This window comes from Olsenella sp. kh2p3, assembly GCA_900119625.1.
GTDB lineage: Bacteria > Actinomycetota > Coriobacteriia > Coriobacteriales > Atopobiaceae > Tractidigestivibacter.
In genome coordinates, this window is sequence record FPKD01000011.1 from 1 (window position 1) to 20732 (window position 20732).

The 20732-nt window shown below is 64.8% G+C and carries 21 protein-coding genes; 1 reads left to right on the top strand and 20 read right to left on the bottom strand.

Features of this window, described 5'->3' with window-relative positions; all coding sequences use genetic code 11:
* On the top strand, window positions 1-304 hold a 304-nt coding region (locus tag BT122_RS09725), incomplete at its 5' end, for a transposase (protein ID WP_143190038.1).
* A 279-nt stretch (window positions 305-583) separates the two neighbouring features.
* Here BT122_RS09725 and BT122_RS09730 read toward each other — a convergent pair.
* The 20 genes from BT122_RS09730 to BT122_RS09825 all read right to left on the bottom strand — a co-directional run bounded on the left by BT122_RS09730 (window position 584) and on the right by BT122_RS09825 (window position 20594).
* A complete protein-coding gene (locus BT122_RS09730) occupies window positions 584-1531 on the bottom strand; it encodes a TIGR02452 family protein (protein ID WP_072355733.1) in 948 nt (315 codons plus the stop codon).
* Window positions 1518-3185 carry a DNA repair protein RecN gene (gene recN / locus BT122_RS09735; RefSeq protein ID WP_072355734.1) on the bottom strand — a complete coding sequence of 556 codons (1668 nt, stop codon included), beginning with the start codon at window positions 3183-3185 and terminating at the stop codon, window positions 1518-1520. The genes BT122_RS09730 and recN overlap by 14 nt, the downstream gene beginning before the upstream one ends.
* Window positions 3185-4042 carry an NAD(+)/NADH kinase gene (locus BT122_RS09740; RefSeq protein WP_059055742.1) on the bottom strand — a complete coding sequence of 286 codons (858 nt, stop codon included), beginning with the start codon at window positions 4040-4042 and terminating at the stop codon, window positions 3185-3187. The genes recN and BT122_RS09740 overlap by 1 nt, the downstream gene beginning before the upstream one ends.
* Window positions 4043-4098: 56 nt before the next feature.
* Entirely contained in the window at window positions 4099-4893 is a 795-nt protein-coding gene (locus BT122_RS09745; protein WP_072355735.1) for a TlyA family RNA methyltransferase, read from the bottom strand.
* Complete coding sequence (locus tag BT122_RS09750; protein ID WP_059055745.1) at window positions 4890-5210, bottom strand: exodeoxyribonuclease VII small subunit; 321 nt, start codon at window positions 5208-5210, stop codon at window positions 4890-4892. Before BT122_RS09750 ends, BT122_RS09745 begins: the two co-directional genes overlap by 4 nt.
* A 2-nt stretch (window positions 5211-5212) precedes the next feature.
* The gene (gene nusB, locus BT122_RS09755; RefSeq protein WP_072355736.1) at window positions 5213-5812 is read right to left on the bottom strand and encodes a transcription antitermination factor NusB; all 600 of its coding nucleotides are present in this window, start codon (window positions 5810-5812) and stop codon (window positions 5213-5215) included.
* A 1-nt stretch (window position 5813) separates the two neighbouring features.
* Entirely contained in the window at window positions 5814-6176 is a 363-nt protein-coding gene (locus BT122_RS09760; RefSeq protein ID WP_059055746.1) for an Asp23/Gls24 family envelope stress response protein, read from the bottom strand.
* Window positions 6177-6355: 179 nt separating this feature from the next.
* Window positions 6356-6919 (bottom strand): elongation factor P, encoded by a 564-nt coding sequence (gene efp / locus BT122_RS09765; protein ID WP_032110903.1) that lies wholly within the window; start codon window positions 6917-6919, stop codon window positions 6356-6358.
* A 311-nt stretch (window positions 6920-7230) separates the two neighbouring features.
* Window positions 7231-7620: a DUF956 family protein gene (locus BT122_RS09770; protein WP_059055748.1), complete on the bottom strand. Its 390-nt coding sequence runs from the start codon at window positions 7618-7620 to the stop codon at window positions 7231-7233.
* 163 nt (window positions 7621-7783) lie between these two features.
* A complete protein-coding gene (locus tag BT122_RS09775; protein ID WP_143190039.1) occupies window positions 7784-8716 on the bottom strand; it encodes a PTS system mannose/fructose/sorbose family transporter subunit IID in 933 nt (310 codons plus the stop codon).
* 24 nt (window positions 8717-8740) lie between these two features.
* Entirely contained in the window at window positions 8741-9556 is an 816-nt protein-coding gene (locus BT122_RS09780; protein ID WP_072355737.1) for a PTS mannose/fructose/sorbose transporter subunit IIC, read from the bottom strand.
* 15 nt (window positions 9557-9571) lie between these two features.
* Window positions 9572-10582, bottom strand: a complete 1011-nt coding sequence (locus BT122_RS09785) for a PTS sugar transporter subunit IIB (protein WP_072355738.1) — start codon at window positions 10580-10582, stop codon at window positions 9572-9574.
* Between the two features lie 576 nt (window positions 10583-11158).
* Entirely contained in the window at window positions 11159-12286 is a 1128-nt protein-coding gene (locus BT122_RS09790) for a M24 family metallopeptidase (protein WP_072355739.1), read from the bottom strand.
* A gap of 84 nt (window positions 12287-12370) precedes the next feature.
* Complete coding sequence (locus tag BT122_RS09795) at window positions 12371-13609, bottom strand: hypothetical protein (RefSeq protein ID WP_083432449.1); 1239 nt, start codon at window positions 13607-13609, stop codon at window positions 12371-12373.
* Window positions 13606-14145, bottom strand: coding sequence for a shikimate kinase (locus BT122_RS09800; RefSeq protein ID WP_083432450.1), 540 nt, complete (start codon window positions 14143-14145; stop codon window positions 13606-13608). Before BT122_RS09800 ends, BT122_RS09795 begins: the two co-directional genes overlap by 4 nt.
* A 47-nt stretch (window positions 14146-14192) precedes the next feature.
* Complete coding sequence (locus tag BT122_RS09805) at window positions 14193-14738, bottom strand: YqeG family HAD IIIA-type phosphatase (protein ID WP_072355740.1); 546 nt, start codon at window positions 14736-14738, stop codon at window positions 14193-14195.
* Window positions 14739-14743: 5 nt separating this feature from the next.
* Window positions 14744-16126, bottom strand: coding sequence for an endolytic transglycosylase MltG (gene mltG / locus BT122_RS09810; protein ID WP_286130363.1), 1383 nt, complete (start codon window positions 16124-16126; stop codon window positions 14744-14746).
* Between the two features lie 24 nt (window positions 16127-16150).
* Window positions 16151-16564, bottom strand: a complete 414-nt coding sequence (ruvX, locus tag BT122_RS09815) for a Holliday junction resolvase RuvX (RefSeq protein WP_072355741.1) — start codon at window positions 16562-16564, stop codon at window positions 16151-16153.
* The gene (gene alaS, locus BT122_RS09820; protein ID WP_072355742.1) at window positions 16565-19204 is read right to left on the bottom strand and encodes an alanine--tRNA ligase; all 2640 of its coding nucleotides are present in this window, start codon (window positions 19202-19204) and stop codon (window positions 16565-16567) included.
* Complete coding sequence (locus BT122_RS09825; protein ID WP_177242225.1) at window positions 19191-20594, bottom strand: AI-2E family transporter; 1404 nt, start codon at window positions 20592-20594, stop codon at window positions 19191-19193. The genes alaS and BT122_RS09825 overlap by 14 nt, the downstream gene beginning before the upstream one ends.
* Window positions 20595-20732 lie beyond the last annotated feature (138 nt).

Consider the following 20732-nt stretch of genomic DNA (forward strand, 5'->3'; position numbering starts at 1 on the left):
CTGCCCGGACAGGGGGTCCGCGGGACGGGAGCTGGACCGCGTCCTCTCCTGGATCGCGCACTCCAACGTGCCCGAGATGAAGGTGGTGGCGAGGACGGTCAGGAAGGAGCGGGAGGGTATCCTGAACTGGTTCTCGAGGAACGCCACCAACGCCATCCTCGAGGGGCTGAACTCCGTCATCCAGTCCGTCAAGCGGGCAGCGAGGGGGTTCAGGAACGTCGAGTACTTCAAGACGATGATATTCCTGAGGCTCGGCCGCCTGGACTTCTCGGCCCAGCTGGCCGTATCATCTGCTACCCACTAGAAACAGCGAAGAGCCTAAAATTTGCGGTTGCCGGCCCTTTTTGGGTGAATCGCAGAGTACGAAGCCTCTAACTTTTTACAGAGCCGCAGGTAGGTAAATGGCACCTCTGGGGTGATACTAAGCGGAACCCCGAATTATTACCGGCAACCGCAATTTTTGGGCAGGCTGCATCCGTTGGATGGCAAGAGTCTCCCTCCGGAACGCGAGAACTGCCTCCGGGCCTCGGATGCACGCATCCGAGGCCCGGAGGAAAGTCGAATTTCGCTGGGAGCGAACATCCTAGAGGTACTTGCGCCAGTCGTCCTCGTCGTCGGTGTCCTCCGCCTTGGCGGCACGCTGGGACGCGCGCTGCGCCGCAAGCTCGGCGCGGCTCTGGTATGGAGCCTCGTTCTTCTCGGGGAAGGCAGCAAACGCGTGCTGGAAGATCTCCAGGTTCTCGTCGGCGCGACCGCGTGGCACGGGGAACGTGATCTTGGAGGCCACGTGCGTACCAGAGGCAAGCTCCGCGCGGAAGAGCTCCGCCACCGTTGCCGCGTCCCACCCAAAGGCGCCGCAGCCAAAGGCCCCCAGCACCAGCTTGTCGTAGCCAAGCTGGTCTGCGATGGCCATCACGAAGGCAATGCGCTCGCGCATGGCCGTGAGCAGGGCGTCGTCCGCAACGTGGTAGTCCGCCCGGGCGCGCGTGGCAAAGGGTGCCGCGCACACAATGACGTCCGAGTACGAGTGATACTTGTCGCGCTCGAAGCGCACGGCGGGCACGACGAGGGCCCGGTTGCGGTAGAGCTCGCAGTTGATGTTGCGGCGGCGGTTCTCGCCATACCAGTCGCGCTTCTGCGCAAGCACGTTGTAGAGGAACGACTCCGAGCAGAGCGCCTCCTCCTGCGCCCAGGCGCCACGCTCGTAGCCGCCGCCGGGGTTCACGAACGAGGCAAAGTCGAGCATAGCCATGTCGCAGCGGCTCGCGATGCCACGGCCAAGCCGCAGGACCGCCGAGGCACTATCTTCCTCGACAACCTCGACCTGGGGCACCACACCCTCGCGGGCGGGCGCGGCAGGCATGCCGTTTATCTCGCGCGTCCCGGCAAGCGACGACGCAATCTCTGCCGAGAAGAGCTGGTCCATCCGGGCGATGTGCCTTGCGGCAAGCTGCGTGCGGCTTGGTCCACGCCGCGCACCACCCGCGTTCCTGCCGTTGCGCTGACGCTGACGTTCTCTATCTTGTGCCATCGGAATCCCCTCCGTAGCTGTTACCTGCGTGTTCGAGCATCTCGCGCGCGTGGGCGAGCGACGCCTCACCCGTGTCACCCGAGAGCATGCGCGCAATCTCCGCGACGCGTGCCTCTCCCGTGACCTCGTCAATCTTAGTCTCGGGCGGCTCGCCCGCGGCGGGCGTCACCTTATGCACCAGGTAGTGCCTGTCCGCCATGACGGCGACCTGCGCCAGGTGCGTGACCACAATGACTTGGTGTGTGCGGGCAAGGTCGCGCAGCACCTGTGCGAGCGCCACGGCCGTGGCGCCACCCACGCCGGCGTCCACCTCGTCAAAGACGAGCGTGTCGCAGCCGTCAGCATCTCCAAGGGCCACCTTGCACGCAAGCATCACGCGGCTCACCTCGCCGCCTGAGGCAATGCGCCTGAGCGGCCGCGCGGTAAGGCCAGCGGCTGGCCGGTAGAGAAACTCCACGCGGCTTGGCCCCATGCTCCCCCACTGGTCGCGCGGCAGTCGCGTCTGCGAGACAGTAAGCGATGCCGAGCCCATCTCGAGGCGCGACATCTGGGCGCTGACCTCGGCCGAGAGACGCGGTGCACCCTTCTCGCGCACGGCATCCAGCGCGTCGGCGGCGTGGGCGAGCTTCTTCTCGGCGGCGTCGAGCGCCTGCTTGGCGCGCTTCTCGGCCTCGTCGCCGCCCTCGCTTGCTGCCACCACAGCCGCGGCCTGCTCGCGTCGGGCAAAGACGTCCTCCATGCGCGGGCCAAAGCTGCGACGCAGGCCCTCGAGGCGAGAGAGGCGCTGCTGCATCTGCTCGAGCGACTCCGGGTCCCACTCCACGCCGTCAGCGTAGTCGCGCAGGCTCGATGCCACGTCCTCGATGTCGATGAGAGAGGACTCGAGGGCATCTGCCCAGGTACCGAGCTTGGCATCGTAGTTCGAGGCGTCTCTCAGTGCGCGGACCGCCGCCGAGAGCGCATCCGTGGCGCCGTCATCGCCCGCAACCAGGTTGTGCGCGCCAGAGGCGGCGGCCACGAGCGCCTCGGCATGCTCGGCACGTGGCAGGGCCTCCTCGAGCTCCTCGTACTCGCCCTCCTTGGGGGCCACCTCGTCGATCTTCCTGAGCGTGAACTCGGCCTCCTCGAGCTTCTCGGCGCCAGTGCGCGAGAGCTCGCGCACGCGCTCGAGCTCGTCTGCCGCCGCACGCGCCGCGGCAAGCGCGTCCTGGTAGGCACCAAGCGCTTCCGAGGCCTCCTCGCCCAGCCACGCGTCGAGAATCTCCACGTGCGAGGCAACGGAGAGCAGCCTCTGGTGCTCGTGCTGCCCGCAGAGGTCGACCGTCCTGCCAACGCCCGACGCCAGCTCGCGCACGGAGCCCATGCGACCGTCTATCTCCACCCGACCACGGCCGTCGGCCGAGACGCGCCTGCGCACCACGCAGCCATCGGGGTCTCCCCCGCGCTCGAAGAAGCGCCCCTCGACCTCGAGGGAGTCCGCCCCCTCGCGCACCGAGCCGGCGTCGGCGCGCTCCCCCACCAAAAGCTTGATGGCCGAGATGAGCGCCGTCTTGCCGGCGCCCGTCTCGCCCGTGAGCACCGTGAGGCCGGAAGAGGGCTGGATGGTGGCGTCCCGAATGAGCGCGACGTCGCGCGCGTGCAGCTCATCGAGCATCAGCGACCCGCCCTGCCGTAGAAGACGCGCGAGACCGAGTTGTAGAAGCTCTGCGCGCTGTGATCGAGGAGGAGGATGTCTCCCGGGCCGCGGCGCACCGTGGCGTGCACGGGCACGCCCTCCTGGCGCTGGCGCACGTTCTGGCCATCGGCAAAGAAGTGGCGCGCAACCGGGCGCTCGGGGCTCATCTCGATTTCGACGATGTCCGAGGGCGCCGTGAGAAATGCGCGGGCCATGATGGTGTGCGGAGCGATGGGCACGCAGACCATGCCCGAGAACTCCGGCGTTACGATGGGGCCACCCGCGGCAAGCGCGTAGCCAGTCGACCCAGTTGCGGTGGAGACCACAAAGCCGTCGCCGCGCAGCGTGTCGATGTGGTTGCCCGAGACCGAGACCTCGAACTGGACCATGTCGCCCTGGCCGCCGCGCGAGACCGCAAAGTCATTCAGAGCAAAGCTGTTCACCTGGTAGGCGCTGCCATCCTCGCACGCAAAGGTGCTCTCGATGGCAAGCGTTGCCCTGTGCGAGACGTGCAGCTTGCCGTCAAGAGCACTCTTGACCGTCTCGATGAGCTTGTCCGGACCCGCCGTAGTGAGAAATCCCAGGTGGCCATAAGAGATGCCCAGCATGGGAATCTGCGTGTAGCCCACAATGCGCGCGGCACGAAGCAGCGTGCCGTCTCCGCCCAGGGAAACCACAAGCTGGCAGGCGGAGGGGTCCTCGATGTAGTCCGGGTAGCGCTTCTTGTCATGAGCCCACACGGCCTCGACGCCCTGGCCAGAAAGCCAATGCTCAAGGGCATGCGCGCCTTCCACGGCATCCGGGCGCGCGTAGTTTGGGACGATAAAGACCTTCACGCAAACCTCCAGCCAAACAGGTGTACGGAGCACAACCTAGAGTGTACCCCCACTCGCTAGGCCAGGGCCACCGCTCCCCCGCTAACGACCGGCTTGAGGTCGAGGGCGGTAGGTGCCGAACCGCGCCGGCCAAAGAGGAGGTACTCAACGTTGCCCTTGTGACCGCGCACGGGACTCTCACAGCAGCCCACCGGTCCAAGACCGGCATCCGCAAACGCCGCTGCGATGCGCTCCAGCGCATGCAGGCGAACCGCCGGATCGCGGACCACGCCGCCCTCGCCCACCTGGTCGCGGGGAGCCTCGAACTGGGGTTTCACCAACGTGAGAAAGGCCCCGTCTGCCGAGAGTAGCGAGAGGACCGCAGGCAGCACGGTCGTCACCGAGGTGAAGGAGACATCGCAGACGGCAAGCTGGATGGTGCCCATGCGCTCTGGCGTGGGGACGTCAACGATGTTCGTGCGCTCGAGGAGGGTCACGCGGGAATCGCTTCTCAGCGACCAGTCAAACTGCGCATAGCCCACGTCCACCGAGAGGACCGAGGTGGCGCCATGCTTGAGGAGGCAGTCAGTAAAGCCACCGGTAGAACACCCCACGTCGAGGCAGGCAAGCCCCGTGGGGTCAACGTCAAAGGCCTGAAGGCCACGCTCAAGCTTGAGGCCGCCGCGGCTCACAAAGGGGATGTGGCCGCGCACGTGAAGGACGATGCCCGGCTCGACCTGCTCACCCGCGCACTCGAGGCGGCGATCCTGCGTCGAGACCTCGCCTGCCATCACGGCGCGCATCGCGTCCTCGCGGTTGGAGAAAAAGCCCTGCTCGACCAGCTCGTCATCGAGCCTGCGGCGGCGTGTCACGAGGCGTTGCCGCCTTCGGTAGCGTTTTTTGCGTCGGCGGGCGCGGCGTCGGGTGCAGGCGCGGCATCGTTCTCGGGCTTCTCGGCGCCCTTTTCACCGGGCGCGCCGTCGTCGGCGAGCATGGCCTTCTCCTCGGGCGAGAAGTCCGTGGCATCGACAAGCTCTACTGCCTTCGAACCCAGCGCGATGGCCTCGTCGAAGAGGTCGAGCGAGCGCTCGAGCGACACGTCGCGGTCGCGCACGGCGCCCACGATGTCATCGAGACGTCGCGTAATCTGGTCGAAGCTCTGGTACTGGGAGACGTCGGGCTTGGCCATGGCTACTCCGCGGTGTCGTCCGCGACGGGGGCGTCATCGGGAACGTCATCGGCGACAGGTGCCTCGGCGAGGGGCTCCACGTCCGTCTCGTCTACAGCAGGAGCTTCGCCCGTCTCGTCCTCTGGCGCGTCTGCCTGAGACTTTGCCGCCGCGTGAAGCGTCTGGCGGGCCTTCTCGTACACGTCGACGCCAGCGTTCACGTCCGCGGCGATGCTGCCCAGAACGCCATTGATGAAGCGTGGGGACTCGTCGGTGCCAAATGCCTTTGCAAGCTCAACGGCCTCATCGATGGCCACGGCTACCGTGATGTCGTCCTCCTCGATCATCTCGTAGAGGGCAAGCCGCAGGATGTTGCGGTCCACGATGGGCATGCGGGAAAGCGTCCAGCTTGCGGAGCTGGCGCGAATCACGGCATCGATGGCATAGCGGCGCGAGTCCACCCCCAGGGCAAGCTCCTGACCGTACGGGTCGAGCGGACCATCGCTTATGGCGTAGTCTCCCGAGAGCACCTCCTCCACCGTGCGATTGTTGACATCGGCCTGGAAGAGGAGCTGTAGGGCTTGGGCGCGAGCAAGGGTGCGCCCTCCAAAGCGACCGGACACGTTACTCCTTGGGGAAGACGAGGCTATCAATGCAGACGTCCACCGCGGTCACGCCAACGCCCACCTGCTCGGTGATGGCGTTCGCGACCTCGCTGCGGACGTCAGCCGCAAGCTTGGTGAACGGGTAGCCGTAGAAGACGGCAAGATGCACACAGATGCGCAGGCCGCCGTCCTCGACAGAGGACTCGACGGCGGACTCGGGCGCAACCGAGTTGCTGGTGAAGACGCTGATGAGGCTCGAGGTGATGTCGTTGCCACCCACGGAGGCAACGCCCTCGACGCGCTTGGCAGCGAGAGAGACGACGGTGGAGATGACTCGCTTGGAAATGCCGATGCCAGAAACGTAAAGCTCGCTTTCGGCCATAGGTGGCCCTCCTTGTGCTCGGTTCGTTGCCGTCAGGCGGCGGGCGCGCTTGTCCGCCGCAGACCCCAAACACTGCCAGTATAGACGTTGCCAACGCTTGGGACGCAGACGCCCGCGCGGCTGTGGCCACGCGGGCGCGTGTGCGGTTGAGATGGCGCCAGCAGCGTCTGCGCTAGACGTTAGACACGCGCGACAAACTTGCCGTCGCGGGTGTCGACCTTGATCTTCTCGCCCTGGTTGAGGTACATGGGAACCTGAATGGTGGCGCCGGTCTCGATGACGGCAGGCTTGGTGCCGCCCTGGACGGTATCGCCCTTGAAACCGGGGTCGGTCTGGGTGATCTCGACTTCGATGAAGGTGGGCGGCTGCACCGCGTAGAGAACGTCGTTGGCGTACTGGAGAAGGCAGATGTCGTTCTCCTTGAGGAACTTGTCGTTGTCGCCGATGAGCGCCCTGTCAACAGGAATCTGCTCGTAGGTCTCGGTGTCCATGAACCAGAAGGAGGTGCCGTCGTCGTAGAGGTACTGCATCTCGCGGGTACGCATGTCGACGCTCTCGAACTTGGCGGACTGCTGGAAGTTCTCCTCGTTCACGCGGCCGGTACGGATGTCGCGGTACTTGGTACGGACGTAGGTGTTGCCCTTGCCAGGCTTGACGTGCTGGGCCTCGAGAATAACGCAATCCTTGCCCTTGATGTTGACGCCAAGGCCGGCCTTGAGATCGGTGATGGAAAGTGTAGCCACGAAAAGGTCTCCTTCTCCCTTGCCCGGGCACACCGGGCATTTTCGTACGGCGGTAGAGTATAGACGCCTTTGCACGGCAGCGCGACCTGCTCGGGGCGTCTTCCAAAAACGTGCAAAAAGGGAGCACGAGCAGCCCGGTGTTTGACAGACGCCCGAAGGCGCGTTTTGGCAGCAAGTGCGTACGGAACCGCCGCTCCGGCGTCATTCTGGCGCCGGAGGGCGCATCTCGTACGGGATTGCGTCGGAAACCATCGCTGCGGCGTCATTTCGCGCCGGAGGGCGCGTTTCTGTCAGCCGCCTCACCCCTTGCCCTAGTGCCCAAGTCGGCCGATGGTGTTGTTCCACAGCCCCTTGGCGCCGGCCCCAACAACCTGGAAAAAGGAAGGCGAGCGCAGAAGGTGATCCGCAGGCACGTGCTCGCGGATGGCGCGCAGGCATGCCTTGTTGTCACCAGTCGAGAAGGTAAAGTGACGGCCGTCCTTCACGAAGATGGCGAAGCGGGGAATCGTCTTCTTCGCAATAACCGACGCCGAGACATAATCGACCTCGTCCCAGGGAATCTGGATGTAGTCCTCGACGTTCTTCTCGTTGTAGTACTCAAAGGCCACGTCGCCCAGCATCACGTTGCCACCTGAGGTAAGCCCGTCGAGGTTCGTCGCCCGGTCCGTGTAGTCGACCTTCGTGTTCTGAGACTGTGCCATGTAGGAGCACCCTCCTCGATTCCGTGGAATCAGCGACTGTGCGACGGGCTGCGCCGCAGCGGCCCCAACAAAACAGGACCGCACCCCACCAGCCTAGCAGGGTGCGGTCCACGACGTACGCCATTCTCGCCAGTGCGGCGCCCGAAATATCGGGGAAGGAGCCCTAGAGCAGCCCGATGAGGCGGCCGAGGATACCCACGCCAAAGAGGGCGAGGATGATGACGATCGGCGAGACGTTCTTCTTCAGCAGCTTGCACACGAACAGCGTGAGGGCCACGGCGGCGAGGCCGGGGATCAGCGAGTCGAGGTTCTGCTGGAGGGTGGTGACCTTCATCTGGTCAAGGCCGTTGGCACCGAGCGCGGAGTACTGCGTAAGGGCGTTCTTGATGCCCTCGGCGTCGCCGGTGATGGTCGACCAATCGATGTAGGCACCGGCCTGCTGCTGAATCGTGGAGACAACCGGCTTGAAGCTGATGGTCACCCAGCGCTCGACCAGGGCGCCGATGACGAACATACCGAGGATGGAAGCGCCCTCGGTGATCTTGCCGAGCTTGCCGCCCGAGAGGTCCTTGGAGATGTCGGCACCAGCGCGGTAGCCAGCCTCCTGGGTGTACCAGAGGAAGGCAAGGCGGATGACGTTCCAGAGCACGAAGAACAGGATGGGGCCGAGCGGGGAGCCGCCCAGTGCCAGAGACGCACCGAGGGCGCCGAGCAGCGGGCGCACCGTGTACCAGAAGACGGGGTCACCGACGCCGGCGAGAGGACCCATCATACCTACCTTGACGCCCTGGATGGTGACGTCGTCGATGGGCTCGCCGTTGGCGCGGCCCTCCTCGAGGGCGAGGGTGACGCCGATGACGGGGGCGGAGACGTACGGGTGCGTGTTGTAGAACTCGAGGTGACGCTTCAGGGCCGCGATCTGGTCATCCCTGTTGGGATAGAGCTTCTTGATCGCAGGGATCATTGAGTAGCACCAGCCGCCGTTCTGCATACGCTCGTAGTTCCACGAGCCCTGCAGGTACTGGTGACGGTTGAAGACCGCAAGGCGATCCTGCTTGGTAAGGTGGATGCCCTTCTCCTGAATCTCTTCTGCCATTGCTAATCACACTCCCTTGCAAGCCTAGTAGTTGTCGATGATGTCGCCCAGCGGATCGCCAGAGCCCACGGCACCGGAGCCGCCGTTCTGCTTGGCGTACTCCTTGAGGCCAAGGTAGATGAAGGCCAGGGAGAGACCGATGACGCCAAGGGCGATAAGGGTGAGCTGGGAGATGGCAGCGAGGACGAAGCCGAGCGCGAAGAAGGGCCAGACCTCCTTGGTGGCCATCATGTTGATGACCATGGCGTAGCCCACGCAGCAGACCATGCCGCCGCCAACTGCCATGCCGCCAGAGAGCCAGGCGGGCATAGCGTTGAGGGCCGCGGTCACGGCGTCGCCGGGGATGAAGCAGAGGGCCGCGGCCGGGATGGCGATACGGGCACCCTGCATGCAGATTGCAACGATCTGCCAACGCTCGATGCCGGCCATGTCGTCATTCTCGGCGCACTTGTCCATACCGTGGACCATAGCCGTTGCGATGGTGCGGCAGACCATGGTGAGGAAGAGGCCAGCGACGGACAGAGGCACGGCGACGGCGATGGAGGTGGTCATGGCCTCGGTGGGGTCGGAGCCGCCGTTGATGGCGATAACCATCAGGATGGCGGAGGCGACGGAAGCGAGAGCCGCATCAGGAGCGACGGCAGCACCGATGTTGGCCCAACCAAGGGCAATCATCTGAAGCGAGCCGCCCAGGAGGATTCCCTCCGTGGGGTGACCGGTCACAAGGCCAATGAGCGTGCATGCGACCAGAGGCTGGTGGAACTCCCACTCGTCGAGGATGCCCTCCATGCCTGCCAGGAAGGCAACAATAATCACGAGCAAGACTGATATTGGTGACATAACCCCTCCTTATCCCTACTTGTTGGCTGCCTGCGCGGCAAGCTCGTCCTTAGCCTTCTTGATGACGGCGTCGTAGGACTCCGCCTTGTCGGCCGGGACCTTGCGGATGTCGAACTCGACGCCCTTGGACTTGATCTTCTCGAGGGTGTCAACATCGTCCTGGTCCATGGCGAGGGCGTTGGTCACGACGACCTTGCCCACGGAGTGAGCCATGGAGCCAAGGTTGAGCTTCTTGACGGGCACACCGCCCTCAATGGCGCGGAGGGCGTCCTGCGGGGTCTCGAAGAGGAGCATGGCATGCGTGTTGCCAAAGCGGGGGTCCTTCGCGATCTCGCAGATCTTCTTGATGGGAACCACGTGCACGTGGACTCCTGGAGGGGCCGCCTGGATGATCATGGTCTTGCGGAGCTGGTCCGAGGCAACGCCGTCGGAGCAGACAATGATGCGGTCGGGGTTGGCCGCCTTGGTCCAGGTGGTTGCAACCTGGCCGTGGAGCAGACGGGTGTCGACGCGCGCGAACACGATCTTGATGTGCCCGTCGCCGATGACCGTCCCCTCCGGAATGGCGCCCGCGGGCACTGCAGTAGCCGCTGCGGCAGCTGCGGGAGCAGCCTCCTTGGGCTCGAGCTCCTCGGGCTTGATGCGAATGCCGTTCTTTGCCTCGGTGAAGACGTCCTTGGCGATGGCAGCCGCGGTTTCCTCACTCATGCGATCACCGTAGGCCTGGATGAGCATGGGCAGGTTGAGACCCGTCACCATGACCCAGTCCTCGTGGCCCTCGCTCGCAAGCAGGCCGTTGACCTGGTTGAATGGAGTGGCGCCCCAAAGGTCGACGAAGAAGAGCACGTGCTCCTGCTCATCGAACGATGCGACGGCATCCTTCAGCTTCGCCTTGAGGTCATCGGGACCCATGTCGGGGGTCAGGGTCACAGCAGCGACATCCTTCTGCGGCCCAAAGATCATCTGGCCGGATTCCATGATCCCCTCGGCGAACTTGCCGTGGCTGGCTAGAACGATACTGACCATTCTTCCTCCTTACGCATATCTCGTACCGCCAACAGATAACGCGTCAAATGTGAAGAGGCGTTCATGCTTTCTTCTCCCATCCTTCATGCCTCGTTCACACCGGCTTCACATTATAGGACATGGAAGACTTTCGTATGTGGGAAATATCGTTGTTTAGAAAATTCGACTTGGTCGAGCAACTTTGTTTGTCAAGCTACTTACCGGCCTGAATACTACGACCTGAAGGCAAAAGTCGTTCATACAAGTTGGTGAACGGTATCCATCGCTGGGTCTCTTGCGAGAAAAATAACGAGAATCCCAAGGTCAACGTAGGTTTTTCTCCTAACGCCGTTCACCGATTTGCGTGCCGCGAACGGAGAATAGAGAAAGGCCAGCGACGCGACCAGCTACCGCCCACGCGCCATTTTGGCGCCCGAGGGGCCCATAGCGTTTCTCGTCTGAATCAAAATCGCCCTTCCGGCGACATTTGTCTCCGGAAGGGCGTCTTTGTTGCATATGGCGAGAAAAACGGCTCTCCGGCGACAGCGCACTACCACCGGAGAGCCAAGGGCGCAAGCAAACGCGAGCGCTCCCCTGCTAGCAGGGGATGCACACCAGCTCGTGGGGCGACTGGGTGAAGACCTCGTAGCCGTTCTCGGTGACGATACCAAAGTCCTCCACGCGCACGCCAAACTGCCCAGGCAGGTACGTACCCGGCTCCACGGTGATCACCGAGCCAGCGGGGATGGGCTTGTCGTTCCTCATGTTGAACATAGGCTGCTCGTGAATCTCCAGACCCACGCCGTGGCCAAGGCCGTGCACGAAGCAGTACTCGGGGAAGCCAGCCTCGCAGATGACCTTGTGCGCAAGCTCATGGATCTCGCGGCCAATGACGCCCGCGTGAATAGCTGCCTCACAGGCCTCGTTCGCCGCACGCGTTGCCTCGTAGACCTTGCGCTGAAGATCGCTGGGCTCACCCACACAGACCGTGCGCGTCATGTCGGAGTGGTAATCGTGGTAGCCGGCGCCGTAGTCCATCACGATCATGTCGCCGCGCTGGATCACGCGCTCGCCGGGCTGGGCGTGGGGGTTGGCACCGTTGGGGCCGGAGGCGATGATCGAGTCAAAGGAGAGCGAGTCGGCACCGTTCGAGAGCATCCAGCCCTCCAGCTCGGCGCGGACCTGCTGCTCGGTGAGGCCGGGCTTGATGTAGCCGCAGATGTGCTCGAAAGCCGCGTCGGTGATCGACTGCGCGTGGCGCATGAGCTCGACCTCCTCGGCATCCTTCACGATGCGCAGGTTGGCGATGTCACCGTGAAGGCGCGGCGTGAGGACGGCCACAGACGCCTTGGCGCACTCCTCGCCCAGCGCATCAAAGAAGGCCAGGTCGCAGGTGTCCTCGACGGCAACCACACGCGAGCGCGTCTCGCGGATGCGCTGCGCCGCCCACCAGGCAGGGGTCACGATGTCCATGTCAAGCTTCCAGGAGGTGTCTGCCCCAAGGCGGCTCTGGAAGGTGCCAAAGTAGCGAGAATCGGTGTGGAGCCAAAGCCCATCGGCGGTCACGAAGGCGGTGTGGGCCACCTCGTCGTCAAAGGTGCGCTCGGCACCAGTGAGCCAGCGCAGGTCGGGGTTGTTGCGAAGAATCACCGCGTCGTAGCCCCTCTCGGCCATGAGCGCGCGAAACCTCTCGACGCGTGCGGCGCAGGCGTGTGCATCTGCCATGTTTCTCTCTTCTCCCTTGCAATGCGGACAGTAGTGACGTGTGACGCCGCCCGCACATAGGCAGGCGGCGCGGGTAGAACCGATCTATCGCGAGGAGCACCACGCGGCGGTGTGCTCGGCAAGTTGGTCATCCTCGACGGCAGCGAGGCGCACGCGGCCAAGCGAGCGCGGGAGCTCCAGCATGAACTTGTTTGAACGGCGGAAGCGCTCGGCCTTGAGAGCAGCGGCCATAGCCGTAGGGTCGACCGCGCACTCCACGTAGCCCAGGCCCAGGCGGTCGAGCAGCTCGTCCTGCGTGAGCATGTCGTCGACCGAAAGGCCGCCCTGCGCCACGGAAAGGCGCGCCGAGAAGCGCATGGCCTCGGCAAGCAGAGTCGAAGAGGGCACGCCCTCCTCCACCAAGGGACGAAGCGCACGCACGAACGTGGTGCCGTAACCAATGGACTGGCGCACGGCCACCGAGGTTGACGAGATGACCTTGCCGCGGCTCTTCATGCAATCGACCATCTGGTCGCAGATGGCAGCGCGGTCAAGCGCGGCAATGTCGTTGGCGCGGTCGAAGAGTCGACCAAAGGACTTGTCGGAGTCTGCCATGGCGCTGGTCACAAAGAGCGCACGGGCGAGAAGGGCTGCCTCGTCGGTGCGCGTGGCGTCAACCACGTCTAGGTCGCAGTAGACATAGCGCGCACTGCCGTCCTGCGTGACCATCTGGTCGGCGCCGGGAAGGTCCAGCGCGAGCGGGGTCACGCCAGCGAGAAGCGCGGTGGTGGGGTCGAGGGGAACCTGCGCGAGCGTCAGGCCCCCGCACCAGGTGCGGCAGGCAAACGACGCCGTGGAGAGGGCTCGCACGCCACCCACGGCAACCGCCACGTCGTCAGCGGTTGCGCCAGTCTCTGCAAGTCCCTCGTACACCGCCTCGAGGGCCGCCGTCGAGGAGGCCTCAGGGCCGGACGGAAGGTCGAGCTGGTGAACGTGGAAGCCCACGTCGGCAAGGTCGCGGCGTATTGCCTCAACAACGTCTGCGGGCGCTTCTGGAACGGACGCAAGCACGGCCGCGCGGGGCTTGCCCACGTAGGCGCGCAGGTCGTTGCCCATGGTACCCACGAGGTCGTCACCCACGCGGGCGTCGAGGGAGTTGCCACGGAGATTGACCCACTGACGCTTCGCACGGATGCGCAGCGGGGCCTCGTCTGCGGGCTCGGCCTCCGCAGCAGCCTCCGCCGCAGGTGCCGCATCCGCTGTAGGCGCCACGTTCTTGGCGTCCTTGAGCTCGGGCTTCTCCGCGTCCTTCTCAGTATCTGCTACCTGGGTGTCCTCGCTCACAATAGCCCCCTCTCCCAGAGCAGCTGGCCGGACTCGCTGGCCACCTGCTCGAAGGTCCTGTTTCGAATGTCGATGGTGATGTCGGCCGTCTGTTGGTAGAGCGGGCGACGGTGCCAGAAGAGCGCCTTCGCGTGCGAGATGTCACCCAGGTCCGGGCGGCGTTCCGGACACCGCATCTGGCGCAGCGAATCCGAGAGATCCCCGTCAAGGTAGACCACCACGCCCATGCGGTGCATGAGCTCGCAGTTCTCGGCCCTCTCGACCACTCCCCCGCCACAGCTCACAAGCAGCGACTTACGAGAGGCAAGGCCCTCCAGGACCTTGGTCTCCTCGTCGCGAAAGCCCTCCTCGCCACGCGAGGCAAACACGTCACACACACTCATGCCCAGGGCGCGCTCAACCAGCTGGTCGGTGTCCACGTAGGGCCGGCAGAAGAGCTTGCCCAGGTTGCGTGCGAGGGTAGACTTGCCTGCGCCAAGAAACCCCACGAAGAAAATGTGGTCGCAGCCCTCGTGGATGACGTAACCCTCGCCCAAAACTCGCTCTTCCTTGCTCCCGTGCGTACCTGACGGGCTAGATTCTATCACCCGTCGCTGCGGCCAGTCAGACTGCTGGTCTTGCCCTCGAACTCGACACCGCGCAGAACGAGCGCCTCCCCCAGGCGAAATATCTGCGTGTACCAGAGGTCGCGGCGCGACTGCGGACGCACCAGGATGGTGCGCACACCTGCGAGGTTGCCGGCAAGGATGTCGGTAAAGACCTGGTCGCCCACTATGACTGTCTGCTCGGGACCCACGCCCATGCGCGCCATGGCAACCCAGGCCGAGAAGGGCGCAGGCTTCATGGCGTGATCCACCACGGGGCAGCCCAGCTCGCACGCGGAGGCGGCGACCTCCGTCGAGTGGAAGTTGTTCGAGAGCAGGCACGTGGCTATGCCCGCAGCGCGCAGGCGGTCGAGCCACGCCTTGACGGCAGGCGGCGCCACGTGCGTATCCCTGGGTATGCAGGTGTTGTCGCGGTCGAGAAGCACCAGGCGCACGCCGGTAGCAGCCAGCGCGTCAACGTCGATGAGGTCGACCGAGGAAACGTAGCGCGTGGCGCGGAAGGGCGAGAAGGACCCAAGCGACATGGCACTCACGCCCCGGAGTTCTGGGCTATGACCTGCTGGTGCTGCTCGTAGGTCTCGGAGAAAGCGTGCACCGAGCTTGTGATGTAGAAGTAGTAGTAGCCCGTGTCCTGCGGGTTGGCGGCAGCCGTGAGCGAGGCAAGGCCTGGGTTGCAGATGGGCGTGGGCGTGAGCCCCATGTTGGTGTAGGTGTTGTAGGGGCCGTCCTGCGTGAGGTCGTCCGCGGTGACCTCACGGCCCAGCGTGTAGGCAAGCGTCGCGTCGCTCTGAAGCGGCATGCTTGCGGCAATGCGGTTGTAGAAGACCGACGAGATGAGCGAGCGGTCATCGTCTGTCAGGGCTTCCTTCTCGATGATGGAGGCCATGGTGAGGATGTCGTAGTTGGTAAACGACGTGCCGTAGCGCGACTGGAGCGTCTGGCGCGCGGTGTCGAGGTCGAGCGTGGCAATCTCGGTCTGATACTGGCTGAGCATAGCGCGGATGATCGAGTCCGCCGTGACGGTCTGGCCCGCAAAGTCATAGGTCTTGGGGAAGAGGAAGCCCTCGAGCGAGTCGTTTGCCGCCTCGGAGAGGAAGGGATAGTCGGCCACGTAGTTTGATGCCTTTGCCTGGGCGATGAAGTCGCTCGAGGAAATGCCAAACTTCTCCTCCACAAGCGAGGCCACCTGCGCCACCGTGTAGCCCTCGGGCACCTGCAGGGTAGAAGCCGTGGAGTTGGGGCCAGCCACGAGCTGGTCTATCACGTTGGTTGTGCTCGAGCCCGTGAGCAGCGAGTACGTGCCACTCTTGAGCTTCTGCTCAGCGTTTTGCTTCTGGACCTCCTGGACAAAGCTCGAGGTATCGGAGATGACGCCCGCCTGCTGGAGGATAGAGGCGATGCTCGCGGTGCTCGAGCCGTCGGGGATGGTGACCTCGACCTCCTGGCCGGCCGCGACCTGCGGCTCGTTGGAGCTGGAGCCCTGAGTGAGCCTGGGCAGCACAAGGACAAAGAACAGCGCGACAAACGCGGCGACACCGGCGAGAACCGCCACGACCACGGCGATGCCCTTGGGGCCGTTGCCGCGGCCGCCACCGGAGCCTCGCCGCTGCGGGCTCTGGCTCCGGGCGCGCTTGGTTGCCGCGGCGGTGCGCGCGGAGAGATGGCTCGTCGTGCCTCCAATGGCACCAGTGGACCCCGGTGCAGGCGAGCTCATGCGTTGCGCCGTACCGGTATGGTGTGCCGCGCCCATATGAGAGGAACCGCCCGCATGACTCGCGGGACGGCCCTGAACCGGGGCAACCTTCGCCTGAATGCGCGGGGTGCTGCCCGTTCCCTGCTGAGTCGCATCGGGCGTGCGGAAGTGCGCCGCGCGACGATGGGGCTTCTCGTTGTTCTGGTTGTTCGTGGGCATGTCGTTTGCCTCTCAGACCGTTGGTCACGCCTGCCGAGCATCAAGCCAAGCCTGCAGGAAGAGCGACGCGGCGACCATGTCTACCTTGCCGCGCATAGACTTCTCGGAGAGTCCCTGCTCGCGCAAAATGCGCTTGGCCTCCGCTGAAGAGAGCCTCTCATCCTCAAACTCGAGGGGCAGGCCTGTGGCTGCAGAGATGTGCTCTGCCACCGCGCGGACACGCGCGGCCTGGGGCCCCTCCTCCCCCGCCATGGTAAGCGGGCGTCCGCAGACAAGTACCTCGGGCTCCCAGTCCTCGAGCACCCTGCGGAAGCTGCGTGCGACCGAGAAGACCTCGGCCGCAGGAAGTACGCACACCGGCGTGGCGATGCGACCCTGTGGGTCGCTCACCGCCACGCCGACGCGTGTCTCGCCAATATCGAGCGCCAGGGCCCGCACCTATGCCCCCAGGGCAGCCTTGGCCGCGTCCAGGGCAGCGGCGACACCAGAGGCGTCAGAGCCGCCGGCCTGCGCCATGTTGGGCCTGCCGCCGCCACGGCCGCCCACAAAGCCGGCAATCTGCTTGATGATGTTGCCCGCCGAGAAGCCCGCAGCAACCGCAGACTCGGTGCCGGCGGCGAGAAGCGCCACCTTGCCGTCGGGCATGGTGGAGGCCACAACGCAGGCAATGGGCTCGCCCTTGGCGCCATCGCGGATGGAATCCCAGACGGAGCGCAGGTCCTTGCCGGAGATGCCGTCGAGCTTGGTGAAGACGCAGCGGTAGGCACCAAGGTCCTTGGCGTTGCGCAGCGCGGCGGCCACAACGTCGCCCGAGGCAGAGCCCTTGGCCACGCCAATGTTGCGCTTGGCCTCGCGAAGCTCGTCGCGCATCTGGGAGACGCGCTCGGGGAGGTCGGCGGGACGGCACTTGAGCGTTGCCGCCGCCTGGTCCATAAGGGCGAGTCTCTCGTCCACGTACTCGATGGCGCCCATCGAGGTCACGGCCTCGATGCGTCGGGCGTTGGAGCCAACGGAGCTCTCGGAGACGATCTTGAAGATGCCAAGGTCCGCGGTGTTGCGGGCGTGAGTGCCGCCGCAGAGCTCGCGCGAGAAAGGCTTGTCAGAGCTGCCCGTGGAGACCACGCGCACGCGCTCGCCGTACTTCTCGCCAAAGAGCGCCACGGCACCCGAAGCCTTGGCCTCGTCGATGCCCATGACCTCGGTCACGATGGGCTCGGCCGCGAAGATCTCGGCGTTGACCATACCCTCGACGCGCTCGAGCTCGTCAGTTGTCATGGCCTCGAAGTGCGTGAAGTCAAAGCGCAGACGGTCGGGGGCCACAAGCGAGCCGGCCTGGCTCACGTGGTCACCAAGGACCTTCTTGAGGGCGGCGTCGAGCAGGTGCGTCGCGGTGTGGTTGCGACGGATGAGCTCGCGGCGGCCGTGGTCGACCACAGCGGTCACGCGATCGCCCACAGAGACGGCGCCATCGGTGACCTCGGCCACGTGGCCCACAAGGCCGCCCTCGTGGTGCAGCGTGTTGGTGACGCGCGCAGGACCCACGATGCCGGTGTCGCCCACCTGGCCGCCCATCTCGCCGTAGAACGGTGTGCGGTCGAGCACGAGCTCAACCTGGTCGCCCGTCGCCGCCTCCTGGACAGACTCGCCGTCACGCACGATGGCCACAACCTCGCAGCCGGAGAGCTCGTCGTGATCGTAGCCATCGAACTCGGTCGCGGGAAGGCTATCGGAGAGGGCAACCCAGACGTTGTTTGCCTTGCCCCAGGCATCGCGGTTGGCCGTAGCGCGGGCACGCTCGCGCTGGGCCTCCATGGCGGCATCGAAGGCGTCCATGTCGACGGAGTGGCCGGATGCGCCAGCGATCTCGCGCGTGAGGTCGATGGGGAAGCCGTAGGTGTCGTGCAGGGTGAAGGCGACCTCGCCCGAGAGGGGCTCGCCCTCGCCCAGACGAGAGAGCTCGGCCTTGAGCTGCTCCTCGCCGTTGTCGAGGGTTGCGCCAAAGCGCTCCTCCTCGGCGTTGATGATGCCGTCAATCAGCGCCTGCTGCTCAACGAGCTCGGGGTAGGTATCACCGAGAAGGCGCGTGACCTCGTGTGCGTAGGTGGTGAGGAACTGGCCCTTGATGCCCATGAGGCGGCCGTGGTAGACGGCGCGACGGAGCAGGCGGCGCAGCACGTAGCCGCGGCCCTCGTTGGAGGGCAGGATGCCGTCCCCAATCATGAACGTGACGGCGCGGGAGTGGTCGGCCACGATGCGCAGGCTCTTGTCGGTGGTAGGAGACTCGTGGTAGCGCACGCCCGCGAGGCCCTCGCCCACGCCGATGAGGGAGCGCAGGATGTCGCCCTCGTAGTTGGAGCCCTCGTGCTGCATGATGGCCGCGATGCGCTCGAGGCCCATGCCCGTGTCGATGTTGCGGTGCGGCAGCTCCGGCATGGAGCCGTCCTCCTGGCGGTCATACTGCGTGAAGACGAGGTTCCAGAACTCGAGGTAGCGGTCACCGTCGTCGCCGGGCTTCTCGCCCTCAAACTCGGGACCCTGGTCAAAGTAGATCTCGGAGCAGGGGCCGCAGGGGCCGGTGGGGCCGGCGGCCCAGAAGTTGTCCTCCTCGCCCAGGCGCGAGATGTGGTCGTAGGGGACGCCCTGCTTGTGCCAGAGCTCGATGGCCTCCTCGTCGTCCTTGAAGACGGTCATGTAGAGGCGGTCCTTGGGCAGGCCCAGGTGCTCGGGCGACGTGATGAACTCGTAGGCCCACTCGATGGCGTTGGCCTTGGTGTAGCCGCCAAACGAGAAGTTGCCGAGCATCTCGAAGAACGAGAGGTGGCGCGCGTCGCCAATGTTGTCGATGTCGTTGGTGCGCAGGCACTTCTGGCAGGAGCAGGCACCGATCTCCTTCATGGTCTTGGTGCCCTGGTAGTACTCCTTGAACTGGTTCATGCCAGCGTTTGCAAGAAGCAGCGAAGGGTCATCCGGCACGAGCGAGGAGGACGGGTAGAGCTTGCAGCCCTTGCCTTCGAAGAACTTGAGGAAGTCCTCGCGGATCTCTGCCGTGGTCATGGTCTTGTAGTCAGACGCGCTCATGTCTCTCCTCGTCTGTGGACGGTGCTGCGGAATCGGCCGCTGGGCCGGAGCCGTCACCGTCCTGCCTGTTGGTTGCAACGTTCCTATTTTTACTCATATCTGCCGTGTACACAGCGTTTTCATGGTCATTGCTTGCGTTTTTTGTCGCCCTGCGAGCACGGGACCACGCAGAGGAGGTCACGAGACGGGTGCTCTCGAAGAACTTCTCGTCATCAAGGGCGTCAAAGACGGCCTCCACGTTGCCTTGGGCGTCACGATGCGGCGTGCTCTGGAAGAGCGCTCCGTCCTCCGAGACCAGCTGACGCTTGGTGCGCGTCTCGAAGTAGTAGACGAAGACGCCGCGGATGGCAGCGGTGAGCGGGATGGCGAGGACCATGCCAACGATGCCGCCCAGGCAGTTGCCTATCACGATGCCCACGATCGAGAGGACGGGATGGATCTTGACTGCCGAGCGCATGATGAGAGGCGAGATCACGTTGTCAGTCACGTTTGCCGCGATGACCATAACCACGAGGGACCAAAGCGCGAGCCAGGGGCTCTCGAAGAGGGCGAGCAGCGTGGCGAGGGCCGCCGAGACGAAGGGCCCAATCACGGGAACGAAGTGCATGAAGAACGTGATGATGGCGACAAGGCCCGCATAGGGATGGCCGAGAAGCCCAAGCCCCACCCACACGGCGACGCCGTTGATAATTGAGCAGATGAGCTGGCCGCGCATGTAGCCGCCCATGGAGCGGCTCATGACGGCGAGAAGCAGCGTCATGTCGTCCTTGCGGGAGGGGCCGGCGACCACGGCAAGCTCGCGCACGATCACGGGGTAGTCCTTGGCAAACCAGTACGCGAGGATGAGCGCCAGGAAGAAGTTCACGAGGCCGTCCACGGTGTCGAAGAGCCCCGAGACGGCGCCGTTGGAGAGCTGGCGCACCGTGTCCGAGGCCATGGAGCTGCTGGCGGAGGAGACGGTCTGGACCAGCGAGTTCACCATGTTCTGGAGCTGCTCGTTGTCCGAGCTGCCGTAGCTCTCCCAGAAGCCCGAGAGGGCGTCCTGAATGCTGCGCAGGTAGGTTGGGACCTGGCGCAGCACCTCGACCGACTGCTGGACGAAGGTTCCGCCGAGAACCACTATGACGGCGGCGAGGACCGCAAGGACCACGAGCAGCGAGACGAGCGCGGCAAGCGCCCTTGGGACGCGGGAGTCCTCGAGCGCGTTGGTGATGGGGCTGCAGATGAAGCCGATCACGATGCCCATGAGCAGAAGCTCCACGGCGTCCCCGATCAGCGAGAGGCCTCGGACCGCAAGCACGAAGACCGCAATGGCACCGACGATCGCCCAGGCGATCACCAGCCGCCTGCGCCAGGTGGCGTACTTCTCGTCAGCGTCCTTGTTCCCCACCGGCATCTCCCCTCGTTTTCGAGCACCTCATTGTAGCAAGGTGGGGTGTTATGGCCGTTGGGAGCAAAGGACGGACGAGAACCGCGCGGCTGCCACACAAAAAACGGCACCGGAGCCGAAGCCCCGGCGCCGCAGATG